The sequence below is a fragment of the Halorubrum distributum JCM 13561 genome (assembly GCF_000337395.1).
Classification (GTDB): Archaea; Halobacteriota; Halobacteria; order Halobacteriales; family Haloferacaceae; genus Halorubrum; species Halorubrum distributum.
The window spans coordinates 130,163-149,955 of record NZ_AOJF01000022.1 but is presented as its reverse complement, the minus strand read 5'-3'; the positions used below and the strand labels follow the sequence as shown (position 1 = coordinate 149,955).

The window sequence follows — 19,793 nt, the reverse complement described above, 5'->3', positions numbered from 1 at the left end:
CGGCTCCGGGGCCGTCAGCCGGGCGCGCGGGCCCGTCAGTCCGACGCGCCGGCGTCGTCGGCCGGTGACGGAAGCCGCAGGTCCGCGAAGTCGTCCGCGTCTCCGACGCCCGTCACCAGCTTCACCTCGTCGGTGATCGGGACGCCGACGCAGGAGAGGCGGGCGTCCGCCTCGCGGATCTGCTCGTCGGTGAGGATCGACTGCCCGGGCATCGCCACGTCGCCCTCGACGACGACGACCGCGCAGTTCGAGCAGGCGCCGCCGCGGCAGGCGTACGGCCACGACCGACCGCCGCGCTCCGCGGCTTCGAGGATCGACTCGCCGGGCTCGACGAGGAACCGCCCGTACTCCGGGAGGTCGAGGTCGGCGTCGGCCGCCTTCGCGAAGAGGTCGTCGTCCTCGGTCGACCAGCCGCGCTCGGTCGCGGCGTCGTAATCGAGGTGGTAGACGGTCGACGGCGACCCNCCGTCGGACCACGTCCGCCGCCTCGTCGACCGGCTCGTCGTCGAGGTCGTCGAACCAGTCGCGCACCGTCTCGGGCGCGAGGTTGGACTCCGCGGCGACCGCCTCGATATCGACTCCTTCGAGCCGGGCGACGGTCGAGACGAATCCCGGCGAGTCGAGCGCTTCGATCGTCTCCTCGACCCACTCCTCGGAGCGATCGTACCACGAGGCGAGCTCTCTGGTCCCGATGCCACGGTCGTACGCGACGGCGATCATCAGCGCCGCGGTCGCCTCCGCCGAGCGGACCTCGGGGAGCCACGCGCGGAGCCGATCGGCGTCGACCCGATCGAGTTGGCCCATGTCGGAAACGAACGTCTCCGGGCCGTTAAACGGTGAGCCTGAACAGTTAGGCATCGGTCCGGAGAGCGACGGAAGACTGCTCGGCGCGAAATACGTCGCCGCGAGGCCGACCGAAACGGGAGCAAAGAGTTTTGCCGGGCGCACGACACGCTCCGGTAATGGATATCGACGAGTACGACGTCGTCGTGGCGGGCGCCGGGACCGCCGGCTGCTACGCCGCCGCGACGATCGCGAACGAGGGGCTCGACGTCGTCATCGTCGAGCGGAAGGACGCTGAGGAGGCCGGCCACATCGCCTGCGGCGACGCCCTGAAGGGCGCGGACGCCTTCCCCGAGGCGATCCCGAAAGACCGGCTCGAGCCCGCGTTCACGAACACCGGGGTCGACCACGGCCGCTTCGAGATCCCGCAGGAGGACACGGTCCTGGAGATCCCGGTCCCCGGCGAGCTCGCCGTCATCGACCGCTGGGAGTACGGCCGCCAGATCATCTCCGGCGCCGAGGACGCGGGCGTCGACTTCCACTACGACACCGTCATCAACGACGTGCTCCAGGACGAGACCGGCCGCGTCACGGGCCTCCACGCGGTGCGGAAGGGCGAGCCGCGGACGTACGCCGCGGACGTCGTGATCGACGGCGCCGGGTCGCTCTCGCTGCTTCAGGACAAGGCCGACTTCGAGGGGACCACCTTCGACACGAACGTCCGCTACTCGCAGTTCTGCTCGGCGTACCGCGAGATCGTCGACGTGCCGGAGCCGGTCGAGTGGGACGACGCCCTCGTGTTCAAGGCGACCGACCGCGCGGCGGGCTACCTCTGGTACTTCCCGCGGACCGCGACGGAGATCAACGCCGGGCTCGGCTTCCAGATGACCGAGGAGCCGATGCAGCTCGTCGAGTCGCTGAAGCAGGACCTCCGGGACCGCCCCGAGTTCGAGGGCGCGGAGGTGCGCGACAAGCTCGGCGCCGCGCTCCCCACCCGACGCCCCTACGACTCGGCGGTCGCGCCGGGGTACATGGCGGTCGGCGACGCCGCGGGCCACGTCAACCCGACGACCGGCGGCGGCATCGCGGGCGCGGCGTACGCGGGCAAGTACGCCGGCGAGCAGGCGGTGAAGGCGATCTCGGACGGCGACGTGAGCGAGGAGAACCTCTGGCGGTACAACACTCGCGTGATGGACCACTTCGGCGGGCGCTACGCCGGCCTCGACGTGTACAACGTCCTCTCGACCGCGGTCGACGTCGACGACCTGATGGGCCTGCTCGCCTCGCTGCCGGGCGAGAAGCTCGCGGAGGCGTTATACGAGGGGTCGACCTCGATGTCCTTCGGGCTCAAGGTGAAGGCCGCGATCAAGTCCTTCGGCTACTGGGGGACGATCCGGAACTTCTACCAGACGAAGTCGCTGGCAGACGAGCTGATCGGCCACTACGACGAGTACCCGACGAGCCCCGCCGCGATGGCGAACTGGACCCGCGAGCGCGACGACATCATGGACCGCGTCTACGAGACGACCGGCGCCGACGCGAAGTACTGAGGCGTGAGCGGCTACCGACTCACCACCGTCGAGACGGTGCGCGAGCGGGGCTCGTGGGCGTTCACGGCCCGCGAGGGCGACGCCGACCGCGAGGTGTTTCTCGTGCCGTGCGCGGACGGGCCGGATGGGGGAGCAGAGAGCGACGGGGACGGCGACGAGGGCCAGCCGGTCCGCGCGTGGATCAACCGTTGTACTCACGAGGACCAGCGGCTGTACCGGGAGGAGGTGGGCGCCGTGACGCGCGGCGGCTCCGTCGTCTGCCCGAAGCACGGCTCGGCGTTCGACGCCTGCGAGGGCTCCTGTGACAACGGCGAGGCCGCGGGCACGACGCTCCGCTCGATCGACGTCGAGGTGCGCGACGGCGCGGTGTTCCTCACGGACGACGACCTCACGTACCTCTACGAGGGGCTACCGGACGACGACGGCGACGACGACGGACCGGCGTCGAGTTCGCACCTGACGTTCTGAGCTGCGAGGGTCCGAGCGGCGGACTCGTGGTCGGCTCTTTTTAAATAGGCGACTCTGCGGTGACGTTCATCGAAGTCCCAGCCGCTCGGCTATACGGTTTTATTTATAAGTGACCGTTCGACACCAACACCGACACCACCGAAGTCTCAACCGTCCGATTGTACGCGGCCGCTTATAAATGACAGATTGAACCGATACCATCGAAGCCCCAGCCGCTCGGCTGTACGCGGTCGCTTATAAACAACCGACCGACACCGACACCACCGAAGCCCCAGCCGCTTGGCTGTACGCGGCCGTTTATAAATGACCGATCGACACCGACACCACCGAAGCCCCAGCCGCGAGGGCTCGGTGCGCTCGCTGCGCTCCTCGTCGCTCGTTTCACTCGCTCCTGCGGTGCTNTCCGCTCCTTCGCTGCGGTGCTTGGCGTCGCCTACGGTCCCCTCGCGGCTGCCCCTTTGAGTCCCCCCCCGAACCGCACCGCAGCCTCGAGCCTCCCCAGCCTCGTCGACCGCCCTCCGCGTTGCTCCGGGCGGTCGACTCCCTCGCACGCGCTCCTCGCGGCCGCCACCGGCGGCCGCTCGGAGGCGCGCGCCACCGCATTTGTTTATAAATGCCTTCGCGGACGTTTTTAAATACTGGTCGAAAAAGCGCTCCGGTGTCTTACGGCCGCGTCTCGGCGACCCGCCGGATCGCGCCGGCGATCACGTCGATACCGACCGCGATGTCGTCCTCGACCACGTCGAAGTTGGTCGTGTGGTGGCCGCCCGGATGGTCCGTCCCGACGCCGAGGTAGCAGGCGAGTCCCCCCTGCTCTTGGACGCGGTTCATCAGGTAGGTGGCGTCCTCGGAGCCGCCGAGGTCGTCGCTGTCGACGATGTTCGTGACGCCTTCGACGTCGCCCGCGGACTCCCGGACGAGCCCCGCGAGCGCGTCGTCGCTCGTCGCGCTGGGCGCCTCGCCGAGCGTCGACACGTCAACCTCGCAGTCGTGCATCTCCGCGGCCGAGTCGAGGATCCGGTCGGCGTGCTCGGACATGTACTCCGCCAGCTCGGTCGTCTGCCCCCGGAGCTCGCCCTCGATGTGCGACTCCTCGGGGATGATGTTCGTCGCGGTGCCGCCGCCGACGAGTCCCGCGTTCACCCGCGTGGGACCGTCGGCGTGCCGCGGGATGGCGTAGAGGTTCTGGACCGCCGCCGCCATCGCCTGGACCGTGTTCCGGCCCTGCTCGGGGCGCGCGCCGGCGTGCGCGGGCTCGCCCGTGAACTCCGCGAGGAAGTGCCGCACCGCGAGGAACCCCTCGACGCCGCAGACGACCTCGCCCGACGGGTGATCGAGGCCGACGTGGACCGCGTAGAGGTAGTCGACGTCGTCGAGGTGGCCCGACTCGGCCATCGGCTTCCCGCCGGCGACCTGCTCCTCGCCCGGCTGGAAGAACACCTTCAGCGTGCCGGAGAAGTCGGAGTCGAGGACGGCGTCGAGCGCGCCGAGCCCCATCGTCGCGTGGGCGTCGTGGCCGCAGGCGTGCATGAACCCCTCGTGCTCGGAGCGGAACCCCTCCGCCGCCGGGACGTGCTCGCCCGACTCCGACTCCGTGATCGGCAGCGCGTCGATGTCGACCCGCAGGCCGACCACGGGGCCGTCGCCGCGCTCGACGACCGCGACGCAGCCGGTGTAGCCGCCCGAGAGCTGGTCGAGCGTTTCGGGGTCCGCGCCCGCCTCGCGGGCCTGGTCCTCCCACTCCGCCAGCTCCTCGTCGTCCGGGACGTTCAGGCGCTCGTCGGTCGCCAGCGCGTCGGGCCCGACGTGGAGCGCCGTCAGGTCCCGCTCGCGGAGTTCCTCGACGATGCGTGCGGTGGTGTAGAACTCGCGCCACGCGGGCTCCGGGTGGCGGTGGAGGTCGCGGCGGAACGCGCGGTACTCGTGGGTGTCGAGAACGCTCATACCACCCGGTGGCCCGGCGACCGCTTAAACGATCGCCTCGCGGAGAGCCACGCCGGCCGGCGCGCTCAGAGACCGCCCGCGCTCGCCTCACTCCTCCGTCGCCCCCATGCGCTCGGTGTAGTCCCACGCGTGGAGTCGCTCGGGTTCGACCCGGATCTCCACCTCCTCGCGGTCGGGCCGCAGGAGCCGGTCGGCGGTCGCGTTGTCGGTCCCGCCGAGGTACTTGCTCAGGAGCGACCGGAGGAGCCGCTTGTCGTCGTCTGGGACGACCGTCGCTCGGCCGCGCCCGCGGACGCCCTTGTACGGCGGGTCGTTGGTCGACACGTCGAAGGAGACCTCGTCGTCGTGCTCGACGAACTCGACGAGGTCCGCGCTCGCGCTCGTCGCGCAGCGGATCGCGCCGGCGGGGTCGTCGGAACCGGTTTCGGCGTCGGCCCCGAATCCCGCGGCCGGGTCCCACGCGAACCACAGCGAGACGATCCAGGGGTGGTCGCTCGGCGTGCGGCAGCCGAGGCGAACCGGGACGCACGCGTCGGCGAGGAACTCGTCGACGCGGTCGCGGTCCCACGGGCCGGTCGGGTCCATATCGGTAGCTGGGTCGCGTTCCGCCTAACAGTTGCGGCGAATCGATCGGACGGGGATCGGCGAGAGGACACCCGGCCGACCGCGGAACACAAGAGAATTGACCGTCCCCGCGCGAGTGGTGGTATGACCGACTACTTCGAGGTCCACGAGCGCGACGGCGCCGCCCGCCTCGGCGCGGTCCGCCTCGCCGACCCCGTCACGACGCCGGCGCTCGCGGACCCGTTCCTCGACGACGCCGGGAGCCTCTGGGCCGGCGACCGCGAGGTGCCCGAGGGCGACGAGAGCGCGCTCACGGTGCTGCCGCACCGGTCGTTCCCGGCCGGCACGCGCGACGAGGTCCGCGAGTCGTTCGCGGTCGAGCATCCGGACGCAGAGTTTCCCTCCGCGGCGGTCGTCGACAGCCGGAGCGCCCGCGACCTCGGCGCCGACGCGTACCTCCTCTCCGACGCGCAGGGGTTCGTCGGCCACGGCGAGGCGTTCCGGGACGCCATCGTTCGGGCGAAGGAGTCCCTGCCGCCGGACGCCGCCCTCGGCCTCTCCGGCGTCGCGACGCCGCGCAACGTCGCCGTCCTCGCGTACGCCGGCGTCGACCTCGTCGACGAGACGCTCGCGCGGACGAAGGGGACGCAAGGGATGTACCTCACCGCCGACGCGGCGCACTTCCTCGAAGACCTCGACGAGCTCCCCTGCGCCTGCCCGGCCTGCGCGAAGTCCCGGAGCGAGTTCACGCGCGCCGACTGCGCCGACCACAACGCGAACGCGCTCCGCGCCGAACTGCGCCGCGTTCGCGAGCGGATCCGGAGCGGCCGCCTCCGGGATTACATCGAAGCTCAGGCCCGCCACGAGGGGTGGCTCACGGCCGCGTTCCGCGAGTTCGACGACCAGTGGGGGTACGTGGAGGAACGGACGCCGCTCATGCGCGACGCGGAAGTGACGGCGGCGTCGGCGGAGACGCTCGACCGCGTCGAGATCCGGCGGTTCGCCGACCGCGTCACGAGCCGGTACCGCAACCGCTTCACCGACCAGCCGCTCGTGTTGGTCCCCTGTTCGGCAACCAAACCGTACAGCGACTCCCAGAGCCACCGCCAGTTCCACGACGCGATCCAGTGGCGCGGCCACACCGTCTCGATGACCTCGCCGATCGGCGTGGTGCCCCAGGAGCTGGAGACGACGTATCCGGCCCAGCACTACGACTCGGTCGTCACCGGCGACTGGAGCGAAGACGAGATCGGGTTCGTCGCGGAGGTGCTGCGGCGGTACCTCGAACGCAACGACTACTCCCGCGTGATCGCGCACGTCCCGGAGGACGGCTACCGCGAGATCTGCGAGCGCGTCGAGGGCGACCCCGCGGTCGACGTCGACTTCGAGTACACCTGCGTCGACCACCCGACGACGGACGAGTCGCTCGGCGAGCTGAACGCCGCGCTCCAGGGCGAACCCGCCTACAGCAAGCGCGAGCGCGAGCACAACACGGTCCGCGCCATCGCCGACTACCTCCTCGGCGACGGCGCCGGCGACGACCTGTTCGGCGGGCGCGGCGCGGGCGGCGGGGACGGCGTCGATATCGAGCGCTACGGCGGCGAGGCCGACGTCCGCACCACCGGCCGCTACCCCAAGCTCCAGGTGTGGGCCGACGACCCCGACGCGGGCCGCGAGGGGGAGCCGGGCGAGCAGCTGGCGACGATGGTTCCGCAGTACGGGACCCTTTCTTTCACCCTCGCCGGCGCGCGCCGCTGGGTCGAGAGCGACGCGCCGACGAAGCGGGTCGAGATCGACGAATTCGTCCCGCGCGGCTCCGTCCTCGCGCCCGGCGTCGTCGACGCCGCCGACGAGATTCGGGTGGGCGACGAGGTCGTGATCGAGGGGCCGAAGGCGTTCGCGGTCGGCCGCGCGGCGATGTCGGGCCCGGAGATGGCGGGGGCGACGCGGGGGGTCGCGGTCGAGGTTCGGCACGCCGACGAGAAGTGACCGACCGGCGAAAGACGATGCGGTAGCGGTCCTACGCGCTGTTTTTCTGGACGTACTCGCGGGCCGCCTCCCGGATGACGTCCTCCGGGCCTTCGACGCACTCGCGTCGGAGGTCGGGGTACCGCCCGTCGAGCTCGCGGGCGACGTACCCGTCGAGGTCGGCGACCGCCTCGACCGACATGCCTTCGAGGTGCTCCGAGAGCAGACTGGCCACGGCGCGGCTGACCGCACAGCTCCGGCTCTCAAAGGCGATTTCCTCGATACGGCCGTCGGCGATCGCGACGTGGAACTCGCCGTCGTCGCCGCAGGTCGTCTCCTCGGAGGACTTCACGAACGTCGGATCGGTGAGGGCGCCCGGGTTACGGGGGCGGTGGTAGTGCTCGCTGATGAGATCGTGGTAGCGGTCGGAGGCGAGGTACGCGTCCAGGTCGTCGCGCGCGGAGTCGACGACATCGAGGAGGCGGTCGACGTCCGCACGGGTGTTGTAGACGTAAAAGGACGCGCGAGCGGAGCCGGGGATGTCGAGCCGGTCGTGGAGCGGTTGCGTGCAGTGGTCGCCGGCCCGGATGGCGATGCCTCGATCGTTGAGGAGGCTGGAGAGGTCGTGGCCGTGGACGCCCTCGACGTTGAACGAGACGAGGCCGGTGCGCTCCTCGCCGACGCCGGGGCCGTACGTCCGGACGAACTCCCGGTCGGCGAGCTCTCGGAGGAGGTACTGTGCGAGCTCGTTCTCGTGGTCGCGGACGGCGTCCATTCCCAGTTCCCCGAGGTAGTCGACGGCCGCGCCGAGCGCGATGCCCTCGGCGATCGGCGGCGTGCCGGCCTCGAACTTCCAGGGCAGTTCGTTCCACGTCGAGTCGGTGAGCGTGACGTTCCGGATCATCTCTCCGCCGAACAGGAACGGGTCGAGCTCCTCCAGGATCTCCCGTTTCCCGTACAGCCCGCCGATGCCGGTGGGCCCGGCGAGCTTGTGGCCGCTGAACGCGAAGAAGTCCGCGTCCATCGCCCCCACGTCGACGGGCCGCGTCGGGGCCGACTGGGCGCCGTCGACGACCGCGTACGCGTCGTGGTCGTGCGCGAGTGCCGCGAGGTCCGCGACGGGGTTGATCGTCCCGAGCACGTTCGAGACGTGGGGGACAGAGACGACCGCGGTGTCGTCGGTGACGAGGTCGCGGGCGGCGTCCATGTCGAGGTGGCCGTCGGCCGTGACGGGGATGTGGCGGACGGTCGCGCCCGTGCGCTCGGCGATCTGCTGCCAGGTGACCAGCGAGGCGTGGTGGTCCATCTCCGTCGCGACGATCTCGTCGCCCTCGCCGAGGCGCCGGCTGAGGCCGTACGCGACGAGGTTGATGCTCTCGGTGGTGTTCTTGGTGAAGACGACCTCCTCGCGGCCGTCCGCGCCGAGGAAGTCGGCGACGCGGTCGTGTGCCGCTTCGTAGGCGAGCGAGGCCTCGTGGCTGAGCTCGTGGATCCCCCGGTGAACGTTCGCGTTGTACCCCGCGTAGAACTCCTCGAAGACGTCGTACACTTGGCGGGGCGTGTGCGTGGTCGCGGCGTTGTCGAGGTAGGTGAGCGGGTGTCCGTTCACGCGTCGGTCGAGCACGGGGAAGTCCGAACGGACCGCTTCGGCATCGAAACTCATGTACCTGCCAAGAGTTCAGTTCATCTTAAATAACTCCCAGATGATACTGGTACTCGATAACGCGGTCGACGGCGGCTACATGGCCGACGAGATCGTCCACTTCCTCCCCGACGCCCGCGCGTACCGCTACCCGCACGAGGACGGCGACCCGAGCCTCGAGGGCGTGGACGGCGTCGTCATCGGCGGCAGCGAGGTCGGCGTGTACGACGAGCCCGACCAGCCGTGGATCGCGGCCCAGAAGCGGTTCGCGCGTCGGCTCGTCGCGGAGGGCGTCCCGACGCTCGGCATCTGTTTCGGCCATCAGATTCTGAACGCCGCCCTCGGCGGCGCGGTCGTCGACAGCGGGACGTCCCGCCTCCAGCTCCGCGACGCCGAACTCGACGCCGACGAGCCGCTGTTCGACGGCGTCGAACCGAGCGTCCCCGTCCTTCACTCCGACGTCGTGACGGAGCTCGGCGACGGGATGGAGGTCGTCGGGCGAGCGGACTACTACGAGTACTTCGCGACTCGACACCGCGACCGGCCGGTCTGGTCGGTCCAGTACCACCCCGAGTTCACCCCGCGGATCGCGGACGAGTACGACGACTGGGAGGCGGCCGACGACGCCTTCGAGGACTCCACCGCCACCCGGACGCTCGCCAACTTCGCGGACCTCGTCGAGTCGTCCGCGGGCGAATCGTAACGGTTGCGATCTCGGGTCGGGAAGGCGTCGAGACGCCGGACGCGGCGTGTTAAGGTCTCGTCTGACCGCGGTCCGAGACGGCGGCATGCGGTCACCGCGGCAGTGGAGCTCTCCCTCGCCCCGCCCGACCGTCCGAGGTGCCTGTGCGCCGCTCGCCAGTCACGCGCGCCGGTCCGGGAAGACCATCACCGGAACGTCCGCCTCTCGGATGAGGCGGCCGCCGGGGTCACCGGTGATCGTCCGTTTCCAGCTGTCGATGTCTCTGGGCGTGAAGGCGACGAGCGTCGCCTCGGTCATGCCGACCGCGTCGATGAGGCCCGCCGCGACCTCCTGCGCCTCGAGCGTCAGCCACTCGAACTCGAGGTCGTCTCGGTAGAGGATGTCGAAGAAGGTATCGTAGGTCGCTCCCGCGAACTGGTCTCTGCCCGTCTTGATCGTCGTCTCGCCGCTCTCGCCCCGCGTCACGTGCGTCACGATGAGCGTCGTGCCCGAGTCGAGGTGCGGCCGAAGCGCCCGCGCCGTGGCCTCGGCGTCGTCGGGCCCAGCGATCGGCACCAAGATGCGTTCGAATAGCTCGTCGTTCACGAGCGTATCCTCTAAGGGCCCGAACAAAAGCGTGCGGGGCGTTCTCGGTTGTCGACGGTGCGACCCGCAACGCCGGTCGGGAGTCGGCGGTGAACGCCCCGCGGAGTGATCGCCCCGACTCGAACCCGTTCGTTAGGGGTTCGTCGGGATCGCCCCCGAAAGCCGTTCACTCCTCGTCGTCGGCCTCTGCGCCGGCGAGTTCGGAGACCACTGCCTCCGGCTCCTCCGCGTCCTCAAGGAGCAGCCCGGTCCCGCCCGCGGCGATCATGCCCACGCCGATCGCGCGCAGCTGTCGGATGTACGCCGGCTTCGCTTCGAGCTCGGAGGCGTTGTCGAAGTTCTTTCCGAGCATCTTCTTGGTGAGGCGAACGCTCGCCTGTGGGAACAGCGCCGTCACGACTCCCTGTAAGAGTACCAGTGCCGACCCGAACACCCGCGCTTTCTCGCAGTTCATCATACCAGTGTATCAGTGTCGCTGCCGCATAACTATTGTGCCTACCATCCAATACTGATCCCGTAGCGAGCCCCGGTTGGACTTTTCCAGACTCTTACTTTTTGAGTATTGTTTACTATGTACAATACTATTCTGCTCACGCGGCGCCCGAACGTGACTTGAGGAACGGCGAAGCGACTCGTCGCCCGCCTCAGTCGTCCGCGGTCGCCTCGGGGCGGTACGCCTCGCTTATCTTCTTCCACTTGCCCGAGCGGAACCGCAGGTAGTTGATCGCAGCGGGGATCGTCGTCTCCGCCATGAACGCGAGGTAGAGACCCCACAGCCCGATGGCGGGGAGCGCGACCTGCGGGAGCGTGAACCCGACGAACGGGATCTCTACGAGCGGAGTCGCGAAGCCGACGAGCGGGACCTCTACCGCCGGGATCGTGAGGACGTCCGGGATCGTTATCGCCGGGGTCGCGTCGTGTGCGCCGACGTACGCGAGGGGTATCGACACGCAGAACATCCCGAGGAACTGGCTCGCGAAGGGGATCTTCGTGTCCCCGGCGGCGTCGAGGGGACCGGCCGCGCCGCCGGAGACGCCCTGGAATATCACCGCGGCGCAGGCCGCGTACACGAGTTTGACGGCGATCGGGATCTCTGGGCTGTCTGGCGAGTTGGCGAACAGCGAGACGATGTCGGTCGCGAAGGTCGCGATGAGCACCGCGGAGACCGCGTACGTCGCCACCGAGAAGCGGATGATGTCGCGGGCGTACGCCTCGGCCTCGTCGGGGCGCTCGACGCCGAGTTCCTGTCCGACGAGGCTGGAGGAGGCGAGGCCGAACCCCCAGCCGGGGGTGTTCATGATCCCCCAGATGCGGCGGGCGATGACGAACGCGGCGACGGTGTTCTCGCCGAACACGTCGAGGATGGCGAGCATGGGGAACTCGGCGGCCGTCCACACGAGGTTGCGCGCGCCGACCGGCACGCCGATCTCGACGAGGTCGCGGAGCATGCCGGGGTTGAGGTACGAGCCGGTCGCGTCGATTTCGACCGGGAACTCGCCGATCAGCGGGGCGCTCCCGCGGACGAGACCGACGGTGAAGCCGGCGACCGCGAGGACGTTCGAGAGGACGGTGCCGACCGCGGCGCCCTCGACGCCCCAGCCGAAGCCGAAGATGAACAGCGCGCTGAGGACGATGTTCGCGAGCGCGCCGCCCGCCCGGACCTGCATCGCGGTGTAGGCGTCGTCGCACCCGACCAGCACGCGGCTGCCGACGAGGTTGAGCGCGGCGAACGGGACGCCGAGGCCGACCACGCGGAGGTAGTCGGCGCCGTAGGCGATCGCCGCCTCGTTGCTGCTTAAGACGTCGATGAACGCCGGGGCGTACAGCCAGAACGCGCCGCTGACGGGGACGCTGATCGCGATCACGAGGAGCACGCTCGACCGGACGGCGTCGCCGAGCTCGACGAACGCCTCGGCGCTGTACCGCTGGGAGACGAGGGCGATGGTGCCGCCGGCGACGCCGCCGCCGAGCGCGAACGCGAGCCCCCAGTACGGGCCCGCGAAGCCGACGCCGGCGACGGCGCTGGTGCCGACCGCGACGCCGACCATCGCGACGTCGACCGCGTTCTTCGACATCCGCGCGATCCCCGTCACGATCCGCGGCCACGCGAGGTCGGTGGTCCGTACCACGCGGTGGCGGTCGATCAGGCCGGCCCGCGCGAGGGCGAAGCCGATGTATAAGATCAGCGCCCGGAACGGGTTCGGGAGGCGAGAGATCAGCTCACGGAGGGAGCTCGGAAGGCGAGACACGACGGATGCGCTCCTTTCCCGCTGGCGGCTAAAGGCGTTTCGTCACGCGGCAGACGGTTCCGGATCGGCGGGGTTCGTCGGCCCCGGACGATCCGCTATCAGGCGCCGGAGACGAGGTAGACGGCCGTGGCGGCGAAGACGATTCCGAGCCCCTTGCGGGCGGTGAACGACTCGCCGAGGAACAGGAAGCCGATCACCGACGAGAAGACGAGGAACATCGCGAAGATGGGCGTCACGACGCTCACCGGGCCCAGGGAGAGCGAGCGGTACAGCGCGAGGATGCCGATCCCGAGGAACACGCCCGCGGCGAGCACGTGCGCCAGCTTCGGCGACGCGAGGTGGGTGGTGAAGCCCTGCTCGGTGTAGACGATCACGCCGACCGCCATGGCGACGAGCAGGGTGTTCGAGACGACGACGGCGACGTCGCTCGGGATCGCGTTCGGACCGGTCGTGGCGACGCGCATCAGCGGCGAGACGAGCGCGTACGCGCCCATCGCGAGCAGCGCGTACGGGAGATAAGTAGTGGCCGTAGCGTCCATACGTCGGGGTCGCCGCCCGGCGTCAAGTGCCTATCGACCCGCGTTCGGCGGCGGCCCCAGCGAGCCCGCCTCGTCGGTCTGCGCCGAGTCACCGAGGGGCAGGTCCGGGGGCTCCCCGTCCGAGTCGGCTACCGGCGTCTCCGAGCGGTCGACCGGGACGCAGACCGTCACGACCGTCCCGCTCGGCTCGCGCTCGTCGAACGAGATCCGCCCGCCGAGGTGATCGACGCCCCACTTGACGATCCACAGGCCGATACCGCTGCCGTGTCGCAGCGGCGTCTCCGTGCCGCGGTCCAGCACGTCGTACTCGGCGGGGTCGATCCCGGGGCCGTCGTCCGCGACCGTGACCTCGACCCAGCCGTCCGCGACCGCGGTGTCGATCCGCATCCACGGCGCGTCCGCCTCGTTGTGTCCGACCGCGTTCGTACAGAGGTTCCCCAAGACGACTTCCAACACGACCGGGACGGGGACGGCCGCCACCCGACCGACCTCGACCCGCGCGTCGGGAGCGACCGCTCGCGCCTCGGCGACGGCCGCGTCGACGGCGGCCGTGAGCGGCGCCGACTCGGACTCCTCCGTCGGGTCGAACAGCTCGCCGGCGCTCCGCGTGCGCTCGCTGAGTTCGAGCATCCGCTCGGCGCTCTCCTCGATGATCGACAGGGCGCGCTCGTCGGTCGGGTCCGAGCGGAGCTGTTCGGCGTACCCCTGGATGAGGTTGGTCTCCGTCCGAACGTCGTGACGGAACACCCGGTTGAGCACGTTGAGCCGCTGTTGTTGGCCGAGGTACGCCCCGACGTCGTGGAAGGTGATCACCCGGGCGGTGGTTCGGTCGTGGTCGTCGACCACGTCCCTGATCGTCGCCTCGTACGGCCGTTGGCCGTCCCGTCCGACGACTCGTATCGCCCGCGGTTTGTCGTCGCCGCTCTCGTCGAGCTCGCGGACCGCGTCGTACTTCGGGACGACCGCGGAGGCGGGTTGGCCGATCGCCTCGCGTCGGTCGACGCCGAACGTCTCGGCGGCGCTCTCGTTCAGGTCGACGAGCAGCCCCTCCGTCCCGACGACGAAGACGGGGTCGTGAAGCTGCTCGAAGACGAGCTGTCGCGCCCGGCGGCGCGGAGCCGGCGCGAGCGTCAGCAGCCGGAACCGCGAGAGCGCGAGCAGGTACGCGACCCCCGAGACCCCGAACACCAGCGGCGTGGGATCCAGCCCAGGAATCGGGATTGCGCCCGAGATGTAGGCGACGCTGCCGGCCCACGGCGCCGCGGTCCCGACGAGCAGCGCAGCGCTCTGTCCCCGGAACGGGCGCGCGTCGTCGCGGATCAGCTGGATCAGTGGGATCGACCCGACCGCGCCGAGGAGGTAGGTGTACCCCGCGATGACGTAGTACAGCGGGCCGGGGACGACGTCGAGGAACGTCCCGACGGCGGTCTCGCGCACGACGCGGTCGACCGCGAGGAGGTTTCCCGGGTCGCCGGCGGCGGCGACCGCGACGGTGGCGGCCGGGACGACCGACACCAGCGCCACGGAGAAGGGCGTCACGTAGCGGTCGTAGCCGGTGTACGCCAGCGCGAAGAAGAGCCAGCCTATCGGGATGGCGACGACGCCGACCCACTGGACGTCGTACCAGAGCGCCTTCGCCGGCAGCGTCGTCGCCTCCAGCTCGAAGACGAGGAACGTCGCCCACCAGACCTGTCCGGCGAGCAGCACCGCGAGCCACGTCGCGCCCGGCTCCGGACGCTCCCGCCACGCGAGGATCGCCGCCGCCAGTCCGACCGTCACGGCGACGAGGAGGGTGACGGAGAGCGGACTCAACGCGGTCATGGCGTTTTTTTACGCGCATCGGATTTATAACTCATCGGGTCGAGTTATCTCATTGAAAATTCGGTCTCTCGGCCCTCAACGCCGGGTTCGTCCTCGCCTCACAGCGCGAGGAGGACGGCGCCGGCGACGAGGTAGCTACAGTCGGGCGCGACGCCGAGCGCCGCGCCGTCGAGCCGGTCGGCCAACGCGGTGACGGTCACCGAGACCGCGAGGCCGACGCCGAGCGCGACGAGGGCAGGGGACCACGCGACGCCGCTCGCGGCGGTGGCCGCCAGCAGTCCGGCCGCGACCGCGTCGACAGCGAGCAGGATCCGACGCGTTCCGGTGACCCCGTACGCGACGGGGAGCGTCGCCACGCCCTGCGCCGCGTCGGCCGCCACGTCCCTGACGTTCGGGACCTCGACGTCGACGAACGAGCGGACGGAGACGTAGGCGAACAGCAGCCCGACCGCGGGCGCTCCGACCGAGTCGACGGGGACGCCGGCGAACGCGACCGGCGCGGCGACGACGGCGACCGCCCAGGCGAGCGCGACGGCCGCGGAGTTGAGGAGGAAGATGTCCTTCAGGCGTGGGAGCGAGACCTCGCCGAGCGGCCCGACGCGGTCGCCCAGCGGCTCGAGCCGGTCGCCGGCGGCCGGGATCCAGTCGGTGGCGTAGCCGATCCACACCGTGCCGGGGACGAGGACGAGCGCGAGCGCCGCCGGACCCGCGCCGGCCGCGAGCGCGACGGCCAGCCCGTAGCTCACCGCGGCGACGACCATCAGCTGATCCCCGTAGCGGAGCGCGATCCGCGCCCGCAACGGCGTCGAGCCGGCGTCGCCCTCGGCGTCGGCGACGTGGTCCGCGGCGTACACCGCGAACGCCACCAGCCCCACCGCGACCGGCGCGGTCGAGAGCGGCACGCCGAGCGCGACTGTCACGACCGCCACCTCGACGGCCGCGACCAGCGCCGTGAACGGTGCCCCCGCAGCGAACGCGGCGATCTGTCGGAGCCTCCCCGCTTCGGGGGGCGTTGTGTGCGAGCGATACTGCGCTGTCGTGCCGTCCGGCGCGGACGGTCTCGTCGGTTCGTTTGCCATTGGAGCGTTCGCCGCCCGGAGGCGGCGAACGTCCGGTATGGGGGATCGGGACGTATCTATCCACTCCGTGCGGCGTTAATAAAACGCGTATTTGGGTGGTATCTGTTCCCCCGGTCCGGCGCCGCGGGGCGGGTTCGGGCTTCAGTACGCTTTTGACGCGAGCGGCCGATCGCTCGCCTATGGACGGAACGCTCGATCACGTGATGATCCGCGTCGAGGACCTCGAGGAGAGCCTCGACTGGTACCAGACCCACCTGAACTACGAGGAGAAGGGCCGCTGGGAGGCGGACACGTTCACCAACGTCTTCCTCGGGCCCGAGGACGTCCACGAGGACGGCGCCCTCTTGGAGCTCACGTACAACCACGACGGCCGCACCTACGAGATCGGCGACGCGTGGGGCCACATCGCGGTCCGGGTCCCCGAGGACGCGCTCCAGGAGTCGTACGACCAGCTGATGGCGGAGGGCGTCGAGGACTACCGCGACCCCGAATCGTGCGGGAACCGCTACGCGTTCGTGACGGACCCGGACGGCCACGAGATCGAGATCGTCAAGCGCGACCACGGCGCGAAGTGGAGCATCGACCACACGATGATCCGCGTCGAGGACGCCGACGAGGCGCTCGGCTACTGGACCCGGAAGTTCGAGTACACCGAGGTGCCCGGCCGCTGGGAGGCCGACAGCTTCTCGAACTACTTCGTGGCGCCCGAGGACGCCCCGGACGAGGCGATGAAGGTCGAACTCACCTACAACTACGACGGCCGCGAGTACACGATGGGCGACGGCTGGGGGCACGTCGCGGTGCGCGTCGACGACCTCGACGACGCCTGGGACGCCCTCATGACCCGCGAGGCGCCCGACTATCGCGATCCCGCCTCCTGTGACCACAACTACGCGTTCACGAAAGACCAGGACGGCCACGAGGTCGAGCTGGTCACGCGAGACTGACGAGGCCACGCGAAAAGCCGACCGTTCGAACCCGCCTTTTCTCCTGTCGCGTCTCGACCCGATTACTCCGGGGACTCGACCCCGGTGATCTCGAACCGCGCCCCGCCCTCCTCGCTCTCGACGGCGCGCACCGACCACCCGTGCGCGTCGGCCACCTGTTCGACGATCCGCAGCCCGAATCCGGTCCCCGACTGCGAGGTCGAGTGGCCGGCGTCGAACACCTCCTCGCGTCTGTCCGGGTTGATTCCCGGCCCGTCGTCGGCCACGTAGAAGCCGTCCGAGAGCGTTCCGACCGTGACCGTCACGTCCTCGCCGCCGTGTTCCACGCTGTCGTCGGGCTCCGCCCGACTGCTCGTGGAACCGTGTTCCACGCTGTTCCGGATCAGGTTCTCCAACAGCTGTCTGAGCCGCCCCTCGTCCGCGAGGATGATCCCCTCGGCCTCGCTACGCAGCGTCGCGTCTCGCGTGTCGACCGTCCGCCAGCAGGAGCCGACGACCCGCCCCAGGTCGACCGGCTCGGCGTCGGTCACGGGGTCACCCTCGCGGGCGAGGGTGAGCAGGTCGTCGATCAGCGCGGTCATCCGGTCGTGCGCGCGCTCGACCGCCGCCAGGTGGTCGCTGTCGCACTCCTCGCGGGCCAGTTCGGTCCGACCGCGAGCGACCTCAAGCGGGTTCCGGAGGTCGTGTGACACCACGCCGGCGAACTCCTCGAGCCGGTCGTTCTGGCGCTCCAACTCCGCAGTTCGATCCGCGAGGCGACGGGTGCGCGCCTCGGCCTGGAACGCCGTCTCGGCCGCGGTCGCCAGGATTCCGGCGAGGTACTCGTCGACGCTGCCGAGCATGCCCGGCTCCGTCTCGCCGATCGATATCGTCCCGAACTCGCCGATCGGAACGATGAGCAGGCTCCGGAGCGGCGTGTCGACGTCGAGCGCGTCGGTCGTCCGGATGTCGTCGAACTTCCGGAGCTCGCCCGCCTCGAACGCCGCCCAGTTGAGGCTCCCGCCGTCCGGCGTGAACGTCTCCCGCTCGGGCAACACCTCCGTCGCGGGGTCGGAGACGGCGACCGGGACCAGCCCCCCGGCCGCCTCGTCGTAGAGCCTGACGGTGACGATCGAGAACTCCAAGACGTCGGTGGCGGCCGCGACGGCCTGCTCGGCGATCGCTTCCCGCGACTCCGCGCGGACGAGCGTCCGCGTGGCGCCGTGGAGCCGCTCGACGCGGCTCTCGCGCTCGATCCGGTCGAGCGCCGCTTCGAGGTGGTCGGTGAGGATCTCCGCCACGAGGACGTCGGTGTCGGTGAACTCGTGCGGGTCCGGGGAGGAGACGACGAACAGCCCGTGGTCGCCGATCGGGCGCAACACGAGGCTCTCCGCCGGCGATGGCTCGTCCAACCGATCTGACGACGAGAGCTCGTCGATGACGACCGACCCCTCGCCGCGGAAGGCGTCCCACGCCAGCGCCGCGCGCGATCGTGCCGGCGCCTCGCGGTCGAACGACGGCTGCTCCTCGAACAGCATCGGCACCGAGTCGCCGAGCGCGGCCGGCTGGAGGCTCTCGCCGTCCTCCGAGAGCAGGTGGATCCCGCTCAACCCGGCGTCGATCAGGTCGTCGACCGCCTCGACCGCCAGCTCGGCCGCCTCGTCGGTGGTTCGCGTGTAGTTGAGCTCCCGCGTCCACTCCCGGAGGCTCGCGAGCGTCCGCTCGCGCTCCTTCCGCTCGGAGATGTCGCGCGTGGTGACGACGTACCCCTCGATGCCGTCCGTCTCGATCCGGTCGCTGCCGACGGACTCGAGCCAGCGGTAGCCGCCGTCGGTCGTTCGGAACCGGTACTCGGCGGTCGGGGGGTCCCCGTCGCCCTCGAGCGCGCCGAGCGCCTCACTCACGGCAGCTCGATCCTCCGGATGAATGTACTCCAGCGCCCGCTCGCCGAGGAGGTCCGACGGCGCGTAACCGATCACGCTTTCGCACGACGGACTCAGGTACCGGAATCGCCAGTCGCTCGACAACACCGTGACCACGTCGCCGGCGTGTTCGATGAACGCCCGGTGTCGCTCGCGCTCGCTGTCGTCGCGGACCACGCCGACGAACCGCCGCTCGTCGTCCGCGGTGAACTCACCGTACGAGATGGAGACGGGGACCTCGTGGCCGTCGCGGTGAAGCGCGTTGAACCGGACGTCTGACCAGTCGACGCTCCGCTCGCCGTCGGCGAGATACCGATCGACCGCCTCGAGGTGGTCGTCGCGGTGTCGTTCCGGTATCAGCGTCGTGAGCGCTTCTCCCTCCAGATCGGCCGGTTCGTACCCGAACATCGGCTCGACGGCGGCGTTCGCGAACCGGATCACGCCGTCGGTGTCGACCGACAGGATCGCGTCCGACGCCCCTTTCGCGACCGCGCGGAACTGTCCGACGGCCTGCTCGGCCTCCCGCTCGGCCCGCCGCTGCTCGACGGCCTCGACGATCCGGTCCGCCAGCCGCTCGCACTGCTCCGTGTCGCCGGACTTCCGGATGTAGTCGGTGACGCCCGCGGATATCGCCTCGCTCGCGACCGCCTCGCTCCCCCCTCCGGTGAACAGGATGAAGGGAAGGTCCGGGTCGCGCTCACGGACCTCCGCGAGAAACGCGAGCCCGTCCTTCCCGGGCATCTCGTAGTCAGAGACGACACACTCGACGTCGCGCTCCGACAGCGTCTCGAGTCCGGCGGCCGCGTCGGGCGCCGTCTCGACCGCGATCCGGTCTCGCTCCTCACGTAAGAACGACGCGACGACCGCACGCAGGTCCGGGTCGTCGTCGACGAGCAGGACCAGGATGCGGTCGGTCATACACTCGGATTACTTACCATTCGGGTATAATGGTTTTGCCCCGCAGGCGTCGAGCGGTCGTCTCCGTCCGAGCGGTCAGCGGTCGCCGGCCGCGATCGCTCGGAGCTCCCGAATCGGTCCGTCAGCCCGCCG

16 protein-coding genes are annotated in these 19,793 nt (G+C 70.2%); 5 read left to right on the top strand and 11 right to left on the bottom strand.

Annotation, left to right across the window (positions count from 1 at the left end; all coding sequences use genetic code 11):
* Window positions 1-35: 35 nt before the first annotated feature.
* The gene (gene fer, locus C470_RS16345) at window positions 36-698 is read right to left on the bottom strand and encodes a ferredoxin Fer (RefSeq protein ID WP_008364954.1); all 663 of its coding nucleotides are present in this window, start codon (window positions 696-698) and stop codon (window positions 36-38) included.
* Window positions 699-962: 264 nt separating this feature from the next.
* Here fer and C470_RS02225 point away from each other — a divergent pair, with 264 nt between their 5' ends.
* Window positions 963-2,333: a geranylgeranyl reductase family protein gene (locus tag C470_RS02225; protein ID WP_008364952.1), complete on the top strand. Its 1,371-nt coding sequence runs from the start codon at window positions 963-965 to the stop codon at window positions 2,331-2,333.
* A 3-nt stretch (window positions 2,334-2,336) separates the two neighbouring features.
* On the top strand, window positions 2,337-2,801 hold the full coding sequence (locus tag C470_RS02220) for a Rieske (2Fe-2S) protein (RefSeq protein ID WP_008364950.1): 465 nt from the start codon (window positions 2,337-2,339) through the stop codon (window positions 2,799-2,801).
* Window positions 2,802-3,464: 663 nt separating this feature from the next.
* On the opposite strand, the gene C470_RS02215 is transcribed toward C470_RS02220, so the two are convergent.
* The gene (locus C470_RS02215) at window positions 3,465-4,745 is read right to left on the bottom strand and encodes an amidohydrolase (RefSeq protein ID WP_008364948.1); all 1,281 of its coding nucleotides are present in this window, start codon (window positions 4,743-4,745) and stop codon (window positions 3,465-3,467) included.
* An 87-nt stretch (window positions 4,746-4,832) separates the two neighbouring features.
* Window positions 4,833-5,330 carry a pyridoxamine 5'-phosphate oxidase family protein gene (locus C470_RS02210; protein WP_008364946.1) on the bottom strand — a complete coding sequence of 166 codons (498 nt, stop codon included), beginning with the start codon at window positions 5,328-5,330 and terminating at the stop codon, window positions 4,833-4,835.
* 123 nt (window positions 5,331-5,453) lie between these two features.
* On the opposite strand from C470_RS02210, the gene arcS reads away from it, so the two are divergent.
* Window positions 5,454-7,298, top strand: coding sequence for an archaeosine synthase subunit alpha (arcS, locus tag C470_RS02205; RefSeq protein WP_004595907.1), 1,845 nt, complete (start codon window positions 5,454-5,456; stop codon window positions 7,296-7,298).
* A gap of 31 nt (window positions 7,299-7,329) precedes the next feature.
* On the opposite strand, the gene C470_RS02200 is transcribed toward arcS, so the two are convergent.
* Window positions 7,330-8,940 carry a SufS family cysteine desulfurase gene (locus C470_RS02200; protein ID WP_049908524.1) on the bottom strand — a complete coding sequence of 537 codons (1,611 nt, stop codon included), beginning with the start codon at window positions 8,938-8,940 and terminating at the stop codon, window positions 7,330-7,332.
* Between the two features lie 40 nt (window positions 8,941-8,980).
* Between C470_RS02200 and C470_RS02195 the strand changes: the two genes are divergently transcribed.
* On the top strand, window positions 8,981-9,622 hold the full coding sequence (locus C470_RS02195) for a type 1 glutamine amidotransferase (RefSeq protein WP_008364941.1): 642 nt from the start codon (window positions 8,981-8,983) through the stop codon (window positions 9,620-9,622).
* 159 nt (window positions 9,623-9,781) lie between these two features.
* Here C470_RS02195 and C470_RS02190 read toward each other — a convergent pair whose 3' ends face one another.
* From C470_RS02190 to C470_RS02165, 6 genes are all read right to left on the bottom strand, one after another.
* Entirely contained in the window at window positions 9,782-10,207 is a 426-nt protein-coding gene (locus tag C470_RS02190; RefSeq protein WP_004595902.1) for a universal stress protein, read from the bottom strand.
* Window positions 10,208-10,373: 166 nt separating this feature from the next.
* Window positions 10,374-10,664, bottom strand: a complete 291-nt coding sequence (locus tag C470_RS02185) for a hypothetical protein (RefSeq protein WP_004595899.1) — start codon at window positions 10,662-10,664, stop codon at window positions 10,374-10,376.
* 187 nt (window positions 10,665-10,851) lie between these two features.
* Entirely contained in the window at window positions 10,852-12,456 is a 1,605-nt protein-coding gene (locus tag C470_RS02180; RefSeq protein WP_008364936.1) for an MATE family efflux transporter, read from the bottom strand.
* Between the two features lie 98 nt (window positions 12,457-12,554).
* The gene (locus tag C470_RS02175) at window positions 12,555-12,995 is read right to left on the bottom strand and encodes an EamA family transporter (RefSeq protein ID WP_049908521.1); all 441 of its coding nucleotides are present in this window, start codon (window positions 12,993-12,995) and stop codon (window positions 12,555-12,557) included.
* Between the two features lie 30 nt (window positions 12,996-13,025).
* Entirely contained in the window at window positions 13,026-14,816 is a 1,791-nt protein-coding gene (locus C470_RS02170) for a histidine kinase N-terminal 7TM domain-containing protein (RefSeq protein ID WP_008364932.1), read from the bottom strand.
* 98 nt (window positions 14,817-14,914) lie between these two features.
* On the bottom strand, window positions 14,915-15,895 hold the full coding sequence (locus C470_RS02165; RefSeq protein WP_008364930.1) for a UbiA family prenyltransferase: 981 nt from the start codon (window positions 15,893-15,895) through the stop codon (window positions 14,915-14,917).
* A 179-nt stretch (window positions 15,896-16,074) separates the two neighbouring features.
* On the opposite strand from C470_RS02165, the gene C470_RS02160 reads away from it, so the two are divergent.
* Window positions 16,075-16,842 (top strand): VOC family protein, encoded by a 768-nt coding sequence (locus C470_RS02160; RefSeq protein WP_008364928.1) that lies wholly within the window; start codon window positions 16,075-16,077, stop codon window positions 16,840-16,842.
* Between the two features lie 62 nt (window positions 16,843-16,904).
* Here C470_RS02160 and C470_RS02155 read toward each other — a convergent pair whose 3' ends face one another.
* The gene (locus C470_RS02155) at window positions 16,905-19,661 is read right to left on the bottom strand and encodes a hybrid sensor histidine kinase/response regulator (protein ID WP_008364925.1); all 2,757 of its coding nucleotides are present in this window, start codon (window positions 19,659-19,661) and stop codon (window positions 16,905-16,907) included.
* Window positions 19,662-19,793 lie beyond the last annotated feature (132 nt).